The organism is Aliirhizobium wenxiniae (genome assembly GCF_019511445.1).
Lineage (GTDB): Bacteria > Pseudomonadota > Alphaproteobacteria > Rhizobiales > Rhizobiaceae > Neorhizobium > Neorhizobium wenxiniae_A.
In genome coordinates, this window is record NZ_JAEUAN010000009.1 from 57,490 (window position 1) to 72,438 (window position 14,949).

Sequence of the window (14,949 nt, forward strand, 5' to 3'; positions counted from 1 at the left end):
GGAATTAGATCGTCAGCGCTCGCCGCGCCGGTACGGCTGCATCAGCGCCTGCGGCACACGGGCACGCCGCGCCATCACGGCAAGCGCTGCAATCGACAGCAAATAGGGGATCATCAGGAAAATCTGGTAGGGCACGACGCCGCTCAACACCGTCTGCAGCCGAAGCTGGAAAGCATCGAACAGCGCAAACAGGATCGCGCCGAGCAGCGCCCGCTCCGGCTTCCAGGAGGCGAAGACCACGAGCGCGATGCAGATCCAGCCGCGTCCCTGCACCATGGTCGGGAAGAAGCTGTTGAAGGCGGAAAGCGTCAGGAAGGCACCACCGACGCCCATCAACGCGCTGCCGAAAATTACGGCGCCATAACGGATCGCCATCGGGTTCAGCCCCTGCGCTTCTGCCGCATGCGGATTTTCACCCGTCATGCGGATCGCCAGCCCGACAGGCGTGCGGGCGATCAGATAGGCAAGTGCAATCGCCAGCCCGATCGCCAGATAGGTCGGCGCCGTCTGGGTAAAGAATGCCGGGCCGAAGAAAGGCAGATCGGAAAGACCCGGAATATCGAGCGGCTGGAATGGCACAATCGTCGGCGGCGTGCCCGCCACCGGCACCATCAGCCGGAAAACGTAATAGGCGAAGCTCGAGGCAAACAGCGTCACGCCGAGACCCGAGACATGTTGCGACAGGCCAAGCGTCACCGTCAGCACCGAATGCAACAGCCCGAACATCGCCCCACCGAGAGCCGCGACCAGCAGTCCAACCCACAGGTCCGCGCCGTTATAGACCGCCAGCCAGCCGACCATCGCGCCAAACGTCATGATCCCCTCGATGCCGAGGTTGAGCACGCCCGCGCGTTCGGAAATCAGCGCGCCGAGTGTCGCAAGGATCAGCGGCGTGGCAATGCGCAGCACGGCGGCCCAGAGACCGGCAGAGGCAAGGATGTCGAAAAGCGCGCTCATCGGCGTATCCTGTATTGGGTGAAGAACACCGCCACCAGCATGGACAGCAGCGACAACGCCACCGTCACGTCGGCAATATAGGTCGGAATGCCCATGCTGCGGCTCATCCCGTCCGCACCGACAAACATCGTGGCGGTAAACAGCGCCGCCAGCACCACCCCGAGCGGATTGAGGTTTGCGAGCATCGCAACCACGATGCCGGAATAGCCGTAACCGGGCGACAGATCGGTCGTCACATAACCCTTGACGCCCAGAACCTCGATCGTGCCGGCGAGACCTGCCAGACCACCGGAAATCATCGCAACGATCACCAGCGTCCGCCCCAGTGGCACACCGGCGAACACGGCACCGGACGGATTGAGGCCCGCGGCGCGCGACTGCACGCCGAACACCGTGCGCGTCTGGACGAAATAGATCAGGAAGGCGATCACCACCGCAATGCCGAGGCCAATATGCAACCGCGAGCGGGCGAGCAGCTTCGGCAGGCGGGCGGCGGCATCCACCGCTTCCGACTGCGGCCAGCCGAATGCCGCCGGGTCTTTCAGCACGCCGTCGATCAGCATCGAGACGAACAGAAGTGCGACGAAATTCAAAAGCAGCGTCGTCACCACTTCATCGACGGAAAAGCGCAGGCGCAGCCAAAGCGGCACAAGCAGCAGAACCATGCCGGCAAACGCGCCGACGATGAAAAGCAGCGGAATCTGCAAGAGCGACGGCAGGCCGGCGAACAGATGCGCGCTGGCCGCCGCGGCCGCAATCGCACCGAGATAGAACTGCCCCTCCCCGCCGATATTCCAGAGCCGCGCACGGAAGGCGACGGCGGCGGCAAGTCCGGTCAGGATCAGCGGCGAAGCGCGTGTCAAAGTCTCGGTGGCGGAAAGCCGCGAGCCGAAGGCGCTGGTCAAAATCTTCCAATAAGCCTCGAAAACCGGCGCACCGGCAGCGGCGATCAGCAGGCCTGCAATGGCAAGCGCCGCAATCACGGCGAGGATCGGCGTTGCGATGACCAGCAATGTCGAGCGATGTTCGCGCCTCTCAAACCGCATCGGCTGAGCCTCCCCATTCCCCGGCCATCATCAGCCCGAGCCTTCGTGCATCGACATCCTCGGCATTGACGGAAGGAGACAGCCGTCCACCGACAATCGCCTGGATACGGTCGGCCAGCGCCATCACCTCATCGAGATCCTCGGAAATCAGCAGCACGGCAGTGCCCGCCTTGCGCGCCTCGAGAATACGTTCATGCACGGCCGCCACAGCCCCTTCGTCCAATCCGCGCGCCGGCTGCGCCGCAAGCAGGATTCTTGGGTGTTCGATCAGGTTGCGGCCAAGGATCAGCTTCTGCATGTTGCCGCCGGATAAGAGCCGGATACGGCTGGTCGGCGAACCACCGCGCACGTCAAACGCTGAAATGATCTTCGTCGCAAAGGCGATCCCCGCCTTGCGATCGACCAGCCCGGCCTTGGAAAATTCCGGCAGCCGTTCCAGCACCGCATTTTCCCAGATCGCCATCTCGCCGATCGCGCCGTCGCGGTTACGATCCTCGGGAATGCGCCCGATACCGGAAGACACGGCATCCGCCACCGTCAGGTCGCCGGCACCCTTGCCGAACAGCACCAGATCGCCGGCGCTGCGGCCGATCGTACCGCTCAAAAGCTGCGCCAGCACCGCCTGCCCGTTGCCGGAAACGCCGATAATGCCGAGCACTTCACCGGCCCTCAGCCGAAAATCGACGGATTTCAACCGGTCCACGCCACCCGAGCGCACGGTGATGCCCGCCGCCTCCAGGACGATTTCACCCGGCGTCGAAGCCTCCCGCACCGGCCGCGTCACCTTGCGGCCCACCATCAGCTCGGCAAGTTCGGCCTTGCTGGTCTCGCCGACGTTACGCTCGGCCACCAGCTTGCCGCCGCGCAGCACGACGATGCGGTCGGCCGTCGCCATCACCTCGTCCAGCTTGTGGGAAATGAAGATCAGCGACAGCCCCTGCCGCGCCATATCCTTCAAGGTCGAAAACAGCGTCTCGGCTTCCAGCTTGGTCAGAACAGCCGTCGGCTCGTCGAGCACCAGAATGCGCGCATCGTTATAAAGCGCCTTGAGGATTTCCACCCGTTGCTGCTCTCCGACCGAAAGATCGCCGAGCCGCGCATCCGGATCGACCTTCAGCCCGAAACGCTGCGAAATCTCGATCAGCTTTTTCCGCCCGGCAGAGACATTCGAACCGAGAGACCAGAGGCTTTCCGTCCCGGTCATGACGTTTTCGAGCACAGTCAGGTTCGGCGCCAGCGAAAAATGCTGGTGCACCATGCCGACACCGGCGCGGATCGCGGCACGCGGTTTGCCCGGCGGCAGCATCTGCCTCATCACCGAAACCGACCCCGTATCCGGCACATAATGGCCGAAGAGAATGCTCATCAGGGTCGTCTTGCCGGCGCCGTTTTCACCGAGCAGCGCGACGATCTCGCCTTTTGCGAGCGACAGTGAAATATCGTCATTCGCGAGGTTATCGCCAAAGCGCTTGCTGACATTTCTGATGTCGAGAACGGTATCCGTCATCGGTCGAGGCCTGTGATTGGGAAAGGGTGCGACCAGCGCTCTTCACCCTCAAGCCTTGCGGCAAGGGCCAGAAGCAGCGCCTCATGCCCCATAGGAGCTATCATCTGCACCGGCAAGGGCAGACCGGCCTTATCCACCCCGAAAGGCAAGGTAATCGCCGGAAAGCCGGAAATATTGGCGATCGCCGCAAGCGGGGCGAAAGAGCCCATGCGGGCAAAATGCAGGTCGGTATCGCGGCGATCGCTCGGGAAAGATCCGATCGGCCTTGGCGCTGAAGTGAGCATCGGCGTCAGCAGCACGTCAAAACGGTCGAACAGCGCATGCAGATCGCGGCTGACATAAACCATCGCCTGCACGAGGTCCCAGACCGCAACGCCGCTCATCAGCCCGCCTTCATCCGCAACCGCCTGCGTCATCGGCTCCCAACGAGACGCATCGATACCTGGCAAATTCGCCAGCCTTGCAAGATTGATGGCAATCACATCGCGAAACGCCTTGCCCGAAGCTTCGATGATCGCGCGGATATCGCTCCAGCCAAGCGAAACGATCTCATGTCCCTCCGCATCCAAGGTACGGGCAGCATCCGCAACGGCCTCGGCACGAACCGGATCGATCGCATAATCCGATCCAAGATGCGTCAGCAGCCCTATCTTAAGCCTACCGGCCTTGACTGCGGCCTGCTCGACCGGCGGATAAGGCCCGCGCGCCGAGCCGGAGAGCACCGAAAACACCCGCTCCGCATCGCGCACCGAGCGGCAGACGGCAAGTTCGCTGGCAATCCCGCCGAGATGGTTGGTAAACAGCGGCCCCGCCGCCATCGCCCCGCGTCCGGGTTTCAGCCCCACCAGACCGCAGCAGGCGGCCGGAACACGGATCGACCCACCGGCATCGGTCGCGTGCGCGATCGAAACGATGCCGGCCGCAACAGCTGCCGCTGCCCCACCGGAAGACCCGCCGGATGTCAGCGATGGATCGAGCGGATTTTTCGATATCGGGCCGATCAGCGGCTCGCTTGCCAACGACAGGCCGAATTCCGGTGTCGTTGTAATCCCGAAAAGACAGAAACCGGCATCGCGATAACGGACTGCCAGATCGGAATCCGCCTCGCCGCGCTGCCTCGGCAGGGACTTCGATCCGGCGCTGACCGGAAATCCCTTGAACGGCCCGCCAAGATCCTTGGCAAGCGTCGGCACGCCGCCGAACGGCATGGATTTGCGCTGGGCTTCAGGCAATGCGTCAAACGCATCGGCCGAGACCAGCCCCTGTTGCGCATCCAGATAACATATGGCGCCTAGCGCCTCGTGTGTTTCGGCTGCGGCAAGCGATCTTTCCATCGCCTGCCGCGCCGTCATTTCTCCGCAGCCGATCGCTTCGGCAAGTGCTGTCGCGTCGGCATGCATCGTTTCGGCTTACTTCGGCTCGTTCATGTTGCGCGGCACTTCGAACGTGCCGGCCTTGATCTCGGCGCGCTTGGCTTCCATTGCAGCTTCGGCTTCCGCAGGCGCTACGCCCTTGACGAAGGCGATATCGCTGCCGCCTTCTTTCAGTAGACCGAAGGCCGTATAATCCTTGCCGACCGGCTTGCCGGCCGCAACATCGGCAATCGCCGCATTGAGGATCGGGCGGAAGCCCCAGAGTGCGTTAGCGAATACGGTTTCCGGATAACGCGGCGTGTAGTCGATCAGCGAGCCGACGGCCTTGATGCCGCGTTCCTTGGCAGCGTCCGCCGTGCCGATACGCTCGCCGAACAGGATGTCCGCGCCGGCATCGATCTGGGCAAGACCTGCCTCGCGTGCCTTCGGCGGATCGAAGAAGGTGCCGATGAAGGAGACGAGAACTTTCGCGTTCGGGTTAACGGCCTTCACGCCTTCGCCGAAGGCGTTGATCAGCATGTTGACTTCCGGGATCGGCATGGCGCCGACGGCACCGACCGTATTGCTCTTGGTCATTTTGCCGGCCAGCATGCCGGCCAGATAGGCGCCGTCGTGGTTCCAGGTGCCGAAGACACCAAAGTTGTCGCCGGCTTCCTTGCCGCTGGAGCCGAGAACGAAGGCGGTTTCCGGATATTCGCCAGCCACTTCACGGGCTTCGCTTTCCACCGCATAGGCTTCGCCGATGATAAGCTTGTTGCCCTGCTCAGCATATTCGCGCATCGCACGGCCGTAATCGGTGCCCGAAACGCCTTCCGAGAAGACATATTCGATCACGCCTTCCTTGGCGGCTTCCTGCAAGGCGGCATGAAGAACCGAGTTCCATGCGTTCTCGACCGGCGAGCCGTGAATACCGGCAACCTTCAGCGGCGCAGCGCGCGCGATTGACGGAAGAAACGCGCTTGCGCCAACGGCTGCAGCCGATGCGATCAGCGTGCGGCGGGACAGCTTGAATTCATGTGTCATGGATGAAAATCCCCTCTTTTCGTATGGTCAATTCTGTAGGCAGCGCACAAAACAGTGTCAAGCAAACTGACTGCCCATCAAATGGGCATCCCTGACTTTATTCGTTATCGCGCCGCAGGGACGCTTAGTCCGGGAAGCCCCCGATTGCCATGCGACCAAGGGAGGCTGGAAGACCGGATCACGGCTTCGTGATTGGCAATTTCCGCAGTTCCGCCCGTCGCCGCAAGCCCCTGTCAGCCAAGGGGATCGCAACAGGAAAGAAGAGCAATGCGAAGGCCGCGTCATAATAGAATTGTGTTTTTTTATGGACATCCACACCCCTCCTCCCTACCTTCCCAAGCGTAACCGGGCGATCGGACGTATTACCGAGAGTAGATTTCGAACGATCCGGCCAACATGTTTCTCGCGGCCTTCCTGATGCGTTTTCCGCATCGGCCGCGGCCCATATCCACGGCGGCGATATTGTTTCGCCGCTTTTTGTTGTCTTGATATCCTTAGCGCCGACCAGCGGGCGCTGCATTTAGGGAAATCACAAAAGGAGAACGCCCGCGCTATCGAGCCCGGGCCCAAGATTGAATGGCTTTTGCAACTGAAAATGACGCGTCGGCTGAGCCGACTTCGACCAAGATCAGTCTCAACAATGTCTACAAGGTTTTCGGCGAGCGGCCTGACAAGGCTCTGGAAATGGTCCGCGCCGGCAAGACAAAATCGGAAATCCACGCCCAGACCGGTTGTTCGGTGGGCGTCAACAATGCGAGCTTCGACATCAAGGCCGGCGAAATCTTCGTCATCATGGGCCTGTCGGGTTCCGGCAAATCCACCCTGCTGCGCCTGCTCAACCGACTGATCGAGCCGACCGCCGGCTCCATCGAGATCGATGGCAAGGACATCACGAAAATGTCCCGCCGCGAGCTTATCGATGTCCGCCGCCGCGATATCAGCATGGTCTTCCAGTCTTTCGCGCTGCTGCCCAATCGTACGGTGCTGAACAACGCCGCCTTCGGTCTCGAAGTCGCAGGCGTCGGCGAGGCCGAACGCAAGGAAAAGGCGCTTGCTGCTTTGAAGGCCGTCGGCCTCGATGGTTACGCAGACAGCATGCCCGACCAGCTTTCCGGCGGCATGAAGCAGCGCGTCGGCCTTGCCCGCGCGCTCGCCAGCGAGCCGACCATCCTCCTCATGGACGAAGCTTTTTCCGCACTCGACCCGCTGATCCGTACGGAAATGCAGGACGAACTCGTCCGCCTGCAAGCAGAGCACAGCCGCACCATCGTCTTCGTCAGCCACGACCTCGATGAAGCGATGCGCATCGGCGATCGTATCTGCATCATGCAGAACGGCAATGTCATCCAGGTCGGCACGCCGGACGAGATCGTCATGAGCCCGGCCAATGATTATGTCCGCTCCTTCTTCCGCAATGTCGACGTCTCGCAGGTCTTCAAGGCCGGTGACGTGGCGCGCAAGACGCAGATCACCATCATCGAGCGTCAGGGCACCACGGCGGCGGCTGCATTGGAGCGGATGAAGAATTTCGACCGCGAATACGCCATCATTCTCGGTCGCGACAAGACCTACCACGGCGTGGTCAGCCAGACCTCGCTGATCGAAAAGATGCGCGCCAAGGCTGCCGATCCCTATCGCGGCGCCTTTCTCTCCGAGATCGAGCCGATCCCGGCGGATGAGCCGCTATCGAACGTGCTGGGCAAGGTCGCTGCAAGCCCCTGGCCCGTTCCCGTAGTCGACGACAGCAAACGTTATCTCGGCTCCATCAGCAAGTCGATGCTGCTCGAAACACTCGACCGCGCCAGCTGATCTGAAGCCCTTCCCATAACCGGCCAACCACCGGAGACAGACTTATGAATTTCGATATCGGAGACGGCATCGACGCCGCCGTCAATTACGTTCTGGACAACTTTTCGCCCGTTCTGGACTTCATCGCCACCATGATCGGTTTCGTGACCGGCACCATCCAGGATGCACTCGTCGCCATCCCCATGCCGCTCGGCATCGCCATCTTTGTCGCCCTATCGCTGTGGCGGGTCAGCCTCGGCTTCGGCATCCTCACCGGCGTCGCGCTTTGGCTTGTCGATCACATGGGCCTGTGGAGCGCGATGATGGAAACCCTGTCACTGGTCATCGCCTCGACATTCATGGCCATGCTCATCGGCCTGCCGCTCGGCATCGCCATGGCCCGCAAGGATTCCGTCGCAGCCATCGTGCGTCCGATCCTCGACCTAATGCAGACCATGCCGGCCTTCGTCTATCTGATCCCGGCCGCGATGTTCTTCGGCCTCGGCGCCGTGCCCGGCGCGATCGCCACCGTCATCTTCGCCATGCCGCCGGTCGTGCGCCTTACCAATCTCGGCATCCGCCAGGTCCATGCGGAATTCATCGAGGCCGGCAACGCCTTCGGCTGCACCTCGTCGCAGCTTCTTTTCAAGGTTCAGCTGCCCAATGCCATGCCGTCGATCATGGCCGGCATCAACCAGACGATCATGCTGTCGCTGTCGATGGTGGTCATAGCATCGATGATCGGCGCAGGCGGCATCGGCAACACCGTTCTGACCGGCATTCAGCGCCTTGACGTCGGCACCGGTTTCGAGGGCGGCCTTGCCGTCGTCATCCTGGCGGTCATCCTAGATCGCCTCACCCAATCCCTCGGAAAGCCGCGGGCCGCCTTCTGGTCCGCACTTTTCAAGCGACAGGAGCGCGAGGAGCTGGCGACGGCAACCGCCTGAGCCTTCACCGCGCCGAACCATGCGGGTGCTGAACCCGCGAAATCAAACTCCCAAGAAGGAGCTTCCATGTTCAAGACTTTCTCCTCCACCCGCCGCGCAACGCTTGCGGCAGCCGTCGGTCTCGCCGCCTCGGTCTTCGCCGGTTCGGCGCTGCCGACCATGGCGCAGGACGCCAAGCCTGTAAAACTCGGCTTCGCACCCTGGTCCGATGCGGAATTCGTCACCAAGCTTGCAGCCAAGCTGATCAAGGATGAACTCGGCAACGAGGTGGAACTGGTGCAGACCGACGTGGCACCGCTCTACCAGGGCGTCAGCCGCGGCGATATCGACGCGATGATGATGGCCTGGCTGCCGGCCACCCATGCGGATTACTTTGCCAAGGTGAAGGATAAGGTAGAGACGCTTGGCACCGTTTATGACGGCGCGAAGCTCGGGTGGGTCGTTCCCGCCTATATCCCGGAAAGCGAAATTGCCTCGATCGAGGATCTGAAGAAGCCGGAAGTGCAGGAAAAGCTCTCCGCTACCATTCAGGGGATTGACCCAGGCGCGGGCCTCACCCGCCTCTCGCAGCAGGCCGTCAAAGACTATGCGCTGGACGACTACAAGCTGCAGATCTCCAGCGAGGCCGGCATGCTGACCACGGTCGATCGCGCCATGCGCGGCGAAAAATGGTTCGTCGCCACATCCTGGAGCCCCCACTGGATGTTCGGCAAGTACAAGCTGCGCTACATCGAAGATCCGAAGAAGTCACTCGGTGAAGCCGAACATGTCGACATTCTCGCCCGCAAGGACCTGAAGACCGACAATCCCAAGGTCGCCGAGTTCCTGTCGCGCATGAAGCTGCCGCTCGCGGACCTCGAAGCCGCGATGTTTGACGCGCAGGAAACCTCCTATGACGAGGCCGTGGCGAAATACATCACGGACCATCCGGACCAGATCAAGACCTGGGTCGGCGAAGAGGGCTGATTGTTTCCGTTCATGGCCGTGCGTCTCAAGCACGGCCATCAACAGCCCTCGGCCCCCTACCGCGCCGCAACCAGCCGCCGGACACCTCTTCCGGCCTGCGGCGATGCCTCATGCAGGCGCTGATGAAGCGCTTGCGGACCTCCCAAAAGGAGAGCTTGCTTTGAAGACTTATTCCACCAATGGCTGGACGCGCCGCGCAGCCCTTGGCGTCACGCTCAGCCTCACGGCAGCACTATTCACCACCTCGGCACTACCGGTCATGGCGCAGGATGCAGAGACTGTAAAACTCGGCTATGCGCCGTGGTCGGATGCCGAGTTCGTCACCAAACTTGCTGCCAGCGTCCTGACCGACAAGCTCGGTCAGAAGGTCGAGCTCATCCAGACCGATGTCGCACCGCTCTACCAGGGCGTCAGCCGCGGCGATCTGGACGCCATCCTGATGGCCTGGCTGCCGATTACGCATGCCGACTATTACAGCAAGGTGAAAGACCGCGTAGAAACCCTTGGCACCATCTATGACGGCGCCCGCCAGGGTTGGGTCGTACCGGCCTATGTCCCGGAAAGCGACATCGCCTCTTTCGAGGATCTGAAGAAGCCCGATGTGCAGGAAAAGCTGGCCGGCAAGGTTCAGGGTACCGAACCCGGCGCCGGCCTGACCCGCCTGTCGCAGCAGGCGCTGAAGGACTACGCGCTGGACGATTACACCCTGCAGATATCAAGCGAGGCCGGCATGCTGTCGGCGCTCGACCGGAGCTACCGTAGCGAAAAATGGTTCGTTGCCACCGCCTGGAGTCCGCATTGGATGTTCGGCAAGTATAAGCTCCGCTACATCGCCGATCCGAAGAAAACACTTGGAGGCTCGGAACATGTCGACATCCTTTCCCGCAAGGATTTCAAGTCCGACAATCCGAAGGCAGCGGCACTTCTGTCACGGATGAAGATACCTCTCGAAGACCTTGAGGCCGGCATGTCCGACGCTCAGGAGACCTCTTACGACGAGGCCGTCGCCAAATACATGAAGGATCACCCCGACCAGATCAAAGCCTGGGTCGGCGAAGAAGGCTAATAGCCGAACAAGAATGGCCGCTTGCCACGCAAGCGGCCACCTTTCCAACTGAGGGGACATTTCGATGAGTAACCGGAAATTCCAACCCGTCTACGGTATCGACGACACGCTGGGCGGCCGCATCTCCCTGGCACGCGATGCCCGTGATATATCCGTCGATGAGGCCGCACACATTCTCGGCGTCGAGCCCGGCACCTGGTCTGCCTGGGAAAACGACCGCGCCGAACCGCGCTCCAATCGCCTCGATATGATGGCGGGCGTCCTGCAGGTCAGCGTCACCTGGCTGATGAGCGGCCGCGGAACTGGTCCACGCTGGCACTAACCATACTGCCAGCGGCGGCGTTCCGCACACAGGTTCCTCACCACCAGCAGCAAGAGCCCTTCAACCGGACACCGCTCAGGCGCGGTTCATTCCCGAACCGGCAGCTGGCGAAAACTCGCCAGCAAACGCTTCACCCTGTCGCTGCCCTCTACGGCCAGATCGAATTTCTGGCCGAACAGAAGCCAATCCCAGCACATCCCCTTGAGCATCCACTTGAAGGCCTTGCTTGCAGATTGCGGTGTCCACACTTCCGCAAGACGACCGTTGCGCTGCGCCTTTGCGAGCAGGTTTTCCATATGCGAGGTATGTTCCCGGTCGAGCTTCTCGAGCTCCGCCATCACCGGCTGAAATTCCTCGGTAAAATTCGTCCTCAACAGAATGGACAGAAGGCGCTGACGCTGTGGATCTGAGGCCAGTTCGTTCAGCCAGTCGCACGCCATATTCTCGATCGTTCGCAGCGCATCCTCTTCATCGACATCGACGTCATCGACGTCTGCCATATTGACGCGCGGAAGCTGCGCCGCATTGTAGAGTTCGAGGAAAAGGTCACTCTTGCTGGCGAAGTGCCAGTAAATCGCGCCGCGGGTAACGCCTGCCGTAGCGGCAATTTCGTCAAGCGCGCTGTTGGCGACGCCCTTTTCGAAAAACAGCTTCTCGGCTGCGCAGAGGATCGAGCACCGTGTTTCGGCGGCCTCCGCCTTTGTCCGTCTCATCCCTCCTCCTTTCCATCGAGCCCAGACACTCCACACGTCCGGACCAAAGTGGTCGTTGCCCCCGGAAGCCGTAGCCTCCGGGGGATAATCGATTAATGTCCCGACGAGCCGTTCTTGGCTTCGTACTTGCCGCCCATCGGTTCGGCACGGGCGCTCTTGCTGAACAGCCTCATGATGAACATGAAGAAGGCCGGCACGAAGAAGATCGCAAGCACCGTGGCCGAGATCATTCCGCCGAGAACGCCGGTACCGATGGCGTTCTGGCTGGCGGCGCTGGCGCCGGTGGCAATCGCCATCGGCACGACGCCGAGCGTGAACGCCATGGACGTCATCAGGATCGGACGGAAACGCAGATGCGCTGCCTCCACGGTCGCCTCATAGGTCGTGCGGCCCTCCGCCCGCAGGTCCTTGGCGAACTCGATGATCAGGATCGCGTTCTTGGCCGAGAGGCCGACGATCGCAATCAACCCGACGAGGAAGTACACGTCATTAGGCATGTCGCGTATCATCACCGCAGCCACGCACCCGATCACGCCGAGCGGCACCACGAGCATAACCGAGAGCGGGATCGACCAGCTTTCGTAAAGCGCTGCCAGAAGCAGGAAGACGAACAGGATCGACAGTGCGATCAGGGCCGGTGCCTGGCTGCCCGACTGAATTTCCTGCAGCGACTGGCCGGTCCATTCGTAACCGAAACCACCCGGCAACTGGCCTGCAAGGCGCTCCATTTCGGCAATTGCGTCACCCGACGAATAACCCGGCGCTGCCTGACCCGCGATACGGACCGAGGGATAACCGTTGTAACCGACGACCTGTGCCGGCCCGCGCATCCAGTCGATGCTCGCGAAGGAGGACATCGGCACCATGCCGCCGCTCGCGTTGCGGACGTTGAGCTTCAGGAGATCGGCTGTCTGCATGCGCTGATTGCCGTCCGCCTGCACCGTCACGCGCTGCATGCGCCCCGCATTCGGGAAGTCGTTGACATAGGTCGAGCCGAGATTGGCGGTGATCGTCGAGTTGATGTCGCTGAACGTGACACCAAACGTGTTGGCCTTCTCGCGATCGATCAACAGGTTGACCTGAGCCGCATCCGGCATGCCTTCGATACGAAGACCAGCCAGGATCGGACTCTTTCCAGCCTCCGCCATCATCTGGTCGCGGGCGGCGGCAAGTGCCGTCTGCCCGACGCCTGCACGGTCCTGCAGACGGAAGGTGAAGCCCGACGAGTTGCCGAGACCCTGGATCGGCGGCGGCGACAGCGAAAACGCGATCGCATCACGAATGCCGAAGATCTGGCCGTTGATGCGCTGCGCCAGCGCATTGGCACTGTCTTCCGGCCCGCGTTCGCTCCAGTCCTTCAGGGTGATGAAGGCGAGGCCCGCGTTCTGGCCGGAGCCGGAGAAGGAGAAGCCGTTGATGGCGATAATGCGGTCGACGGCCCTCTCCGCCATCGCGATCTTCTCGATCTGCGAGATGACCTCGATCGTACGATCGGTGCTGGCTTCTGCCGGCGCCTGTACGTCGACGATCAGAAAACCCTGGTCTTCGTTCGGCAGGAACGACGTCGGCAGCTGGATATAGGCCCAGCCGAGACCGGCAACCAGCGCGAGATAGATGATCATGAAGCGACCGGAGCGCTTGATGATGCTTCCGACCGTGCTGGAATACCCGTGCGACGCCTTGTCGAAACCGCGATTGAACAGGCCAAAAAAGCCCTTCTTCTCGTGATGTTCCCCGGTGATCGGCTTGAGGAACGATGCGCAGAGCGCAGGCGTCAGCGAAAGCGCCAGGAAGCCGGAAAACAGGATCGACACGACCATCGTCAGCGAGAACTGCTGGTAGATGATGCCGACAGCACCCGGGAAAAAGGCCATCGGCACGAACACGGCCGTCAGGACGAGCGTGATGCCGATGATGGCGCCGGAAATCTGCCCCATCGCCTTGCGCGTCGCATCCTTCGGCGACAGCTTTTCCTCCGCCATGATGCGTTCGACGTTTTCGACGACGACGATCGCGTCGTCGACGAGAATGCCGATCGCCAGAACCATGGCGAACATCGTCAGCACGTTGATCGAGAAACCGGACGCATACATGACGGCACAGGTGCCAAGCAGCGCGACCGGTACGACGAGCGCCGGAATGACGGTGTAGCGGATGTTCTGCAGGAAGATGAACATCACCACGAAGACGAGGATCATCGCCTCGATCAGCGTATGGATGACCTTCTCGATCGACACCGCCACGAATGGGCTGGTGTCATACGGGATTTCATACTGGACGCCGGCCGGGAAATACCGGGCCAGTTCCTCCATGACCTCCTTCACGCCTTCAGACGTCGCAAGCGCATTGCCGGTCGGCGACAGCTGGATGCCGATCGCGGCACTCGGCTGACCATTCAGGCGGCTGGAGAAGTTGTAGCTTTCGCCACCGACCTCGATACGGGCAACGTCGCGAAGACGCACGGACGAACCGTCCGGATTAGCACGCAGCACGATTGCGCCGAACTGTTCCGGCGAGGTCAACTGTCCCTGGACATTGACGGTCGCCGAAATCTGCTGGCCGATCGGGTTCGGCGTTGCGCCGATGCGACCACCTGCGACCTGCGCGTTCTGCGCCGAGATCGCATTGACGATATCGGTGGAGGTCAGGCTGAGACCGACCATCTTGTCGGGATCCATCCAGATACGCATGGAGCGCTGGGTGGCAAAGAGCTGGGCACTGCCGACGCCGTCGACACGACGGATTTCGCCGATGACATTGCGCTGCAGATAGTCACCGAGACCGATCGCGTCGGTATTGCCGTCCGTAGAGGTCAGTGACACGACCATGAGGAACGACGTACCGGCACGCTCGACGCGGATACCCTGCGAGGTCACGGCCTGCGGCAGGCGCGGCTCGGCGCGGGCGATACGGTTCTGCACCTCGACCTGCGCTTCACCGATATTGGCGCCGGGCGCGAAGGTGACGTTGATCGAGATACGACCGGAGGATTCCGACGTGGACTCGAAATAGATAAGGCCCGGAACACCGTTCAGCTCGTCCTCGATCGGACGCGTGACGCTCTGGTAGATGTTTTCAGGCGATGCGCCGGGATAGCTCGTGGAGATCGAGATCTGCGGCGGAGCGACGTTTGGATACTGCGCGATCGGCAGCATCGGGATCGCAAGCACACCCGCCAGCATGATGAAAATCGCGACGACCCACGCAAAGATGGGCCGATCGATGAAGAAACTTGCCATAC

Annotated in this window: 12 protein-coding genes; 5 read left to right on the forward strand and 7 right to left on the reverse strand. The window is 61.6% G+C overall.

Annotation, left to right across the window (positions count from 1 at the left end):
• Positions 1-12 precede the first annotated feature (12 nt).
• From JNB91_RS12790 to JNB91_RS12810, 5 genes are read right to left on the reverse strand one after another with little or no spacing between them, the layout of a single operon-like run.
• The gene (locus JNB91_RS12790) at positions 13-957 is read right to left on the reverse strand and encodes an ABC transporter permease (RefSeq protein ID WP_220325899.1); all 945 of its coding nucleotides are present in this window, start codon (positions 955-957) and stop codon (positions 13-15) included.
• On the reverse strand, positions 954-2,003 hold the full coding sequence (locus JNB91_RS12795) for an ABC transporter permease (RefSeq protein ID WP_220325900.1): 1,050 nt from the start codon (positions 2,001-2,003) through the stop codon (positions 954-956). Before JNB91_RS12795 ends, JNB91_RS12790 begins: the two co-directional genes overlap by 4 nt.
• Positions 1,993-3,510 carry an ABC transporter ATP-binding protein gene (locus JNB91_RS12800; RefSeq protein ID WP_220325901.1) on the reverse strand — a complete coding sequence of 506 codons (1,518 nt, stop codon included), beginning with the start codon at positions 3,508-3,510 and terminating at the stop codon, positions 1,993-1,995. Before JNB91_RS12800 ends, JNB91_RS12795 begins: the two co-directional genes overlap by 11 nt.
• Positions 3,507-4,910 carry an amidase gene (locus tag JNB91_RS12805; protein WP_220325902.1) on the reverse strand — a complete coding sequence of 468 codons (1,404 nt, stop codon included), beginning with the start codon at positions 4,908-4,910 and terminating at the stop codon, positions 3,507-3,509. Before JNB91_RS12805 ends, JNB91_RS12800 begins: the two co-directional genes overlap by 4 nt.
• A 9-nt stretch (positions 4,911-4,919) precedes the next feature.
• Positions 4,920-5,906, reverse strand: a complete 987-nt coding sequence (locus JNB91_RS12810; protein WP_220325903.1) for a BMP family protein — start codon at positions 5,904-5,906, stop codon at positions 4,920-4,922.
• Between the two features lie 576 nt (positions 5,907-6,482).
• Between JNB91_RS12810 and proV the strand changes: the two genes are divergently transcribed.
• The 5 genes from proV to JNB91_RS12835 all read left to right on the forward strand — a co-directional run bounded on the left by proV (position 6,483) and on the right by JNB91_RS12835 (position 10,995).
• Positions 6,483-7,715 (forward strand): glycine betaine/L-proline ABC transporter ATP-binding protein ProV, encoded by a 1,233-nt coding sequence (gene proV, locus JNB91_RS12815; protein ID WP_220325904.1) that lies wholly within the window; start codon positions 6,483-6,485, stop codon positions 7,713-7,715.
• A 44-nt stretch (positions 7,716-7,759) separates the two neighbouring features.
• On the forward strand, positions 7,760-8,641 hold the full coding sequence (locus tag JNB91_RS12820; protein ID WP_220325905.1) for an ABC transporter permease: 882 nt from the start codon (positions 7,760-7,762) through the stop codon (positions 8,639-8,641).
• A gap of 66 nt (positions 8,642-8,707) precedes the next feature.
• Positions 8,708-9,607 (forward strand): glycine betaine ABC transporter substrate-binding protein, encoded by a 900-nt coding sequence (locus JNB91_RS12825; RefSeq protein WP_220325906.1) that lies wholly within the window; start codon positions 8,708-8,710, stop codon positions 9,605-9,607.
• A gap of 160 nt (positions 9,608-9,767) precedes the next feature.
• Positions 9,768-10,673 (forward strand): glycine betaine ABC transporter substrate-binding protein, encoded by a 906-nt coding sequence (locus tag JNB91_RS12830; RefSeq protein WP_346269320.1) that lies wholly within the window; start codon positions 9,768-9,770, stop codon positions 10,671-10,673.
• Positions 10,674-10,737: 64 nt separating this feature from the next.
• Positions 10,738-10,995: a helix-turn-helix domain-containing protein gene (locus JNB91_RS12835; protein ID WP_220325907.1), complete on the forward strand. Its 258-nt coding sequence runs from the start codon at positions 10,738-10,740 to the stop codon at positions 10,993-10,995.
• 86 nt (positions 10,996-11,081) lie between these two features.
• Here JNB91_RS12835 and JNB91_RS12840 read toward each other — a convergent pair whose 3' ends face one another.
• Entirely contained in the window at positions 11,082-11,708 is a 627-nt protein-coding gene (locus tag JNB91_RS12840) for a TetR family transcriptional regulator (RefSeq protein WP_220325908.1), read from the reverse strand.
• Positions 11,709-11,800: 92 nt separating this feature from the next.
• Positions 11,801-14,947 (reverse strand): efflux RND transporter permease subunit, encoded by a 3,147-nt coding sequence (locus JNB91_RS12845; protein ID WP_220325909.1) that lies wholly within the window; start codon positions 14,945-14,947, stop codon positions 11,801-11,803.
• Between the last annotated feature and the right edge of the window lie 2 nt (positions 14,948-14,949).

Bases quoted from the DNA above. Each gene is read 5' to 3' on its own strand.
- JNB91_RS12790 (WP_220325899.1), bottom strand. From the start codon at position 957: ATGAGCGCGCTTTTCGACATCCTTGCCTCTGCCGGTCTCTGGGCCGCC.
- JNB91_RS12795 (WP_220325900.1), bottom strand. From the start codon at position 2,003: ATGCGGTTTGAGAGGCGCGAACATCGCTCGACATTGCTGGTCATCGCA.
- JNB91_RS12800 (WP_220325901.1), bottom strand. From the start codon at position 3,510: ATGACGGATACCGTTCTCGACATCAGAAATGTCAGCAAGCGCTTTGGC.
- JNB91_RS12805 (WP_220325902.1), bottom strand. From the start codon at position 4,910: ATGCATGCCGACGCGACAGCACTTGCCGAAGCGATCGGCTGCGGAGAA.
- JNB91_RS12810 (WP_220325903.1), bottom strand. From the start codon at position 5,906: ATGACACATGAATTCAAGCTGTCCCGCCGCACGCTGATCGCATCGGCT.
- proV (WP_220325904.1), top strand. From the start codon at position 6,483: ATGGCTTTTGCAACTGAAAATGACGCGTCGGCTGAGCCGACTTCGACC.
- JNB91_RS12820 (WP_220325905.1), top strand. From the start codon at position 7,760: ATGAATTTCGATATCGGAGACGGCATCGACGCCGCCGTCAATTACGTT.
- JNB91_RS12825 (WP_220325906.1), top strand. From the start codon at position 8,708: ATGTTCAAGACTTTCTCCTCCACCCGCCGCGCAACGCTTGCGGCAGCC.
- JNB91_RS12835 (WP_220325907.1), top strand. From the start codon at position 10,738: ATGAGTAACCGGAAATTCCAACCCGTCTACGGTATCGACGACACGCTG.
- JNB91_RS12840 (WP_220325908.1), bottom strand. From the start codon at position 11,708: ATGAGACGGACAAAGGCGGAGGCCGCCGAAACACGGTGCTCGATCCTC.
- JNB91_RS12845 (WP_220325909.1), bottom strand. From the start codon at position 14,947: ATGGCAAGTTTCTTCATCGATCGGCCCATCTTTGCGTGGGTCGTCGCG.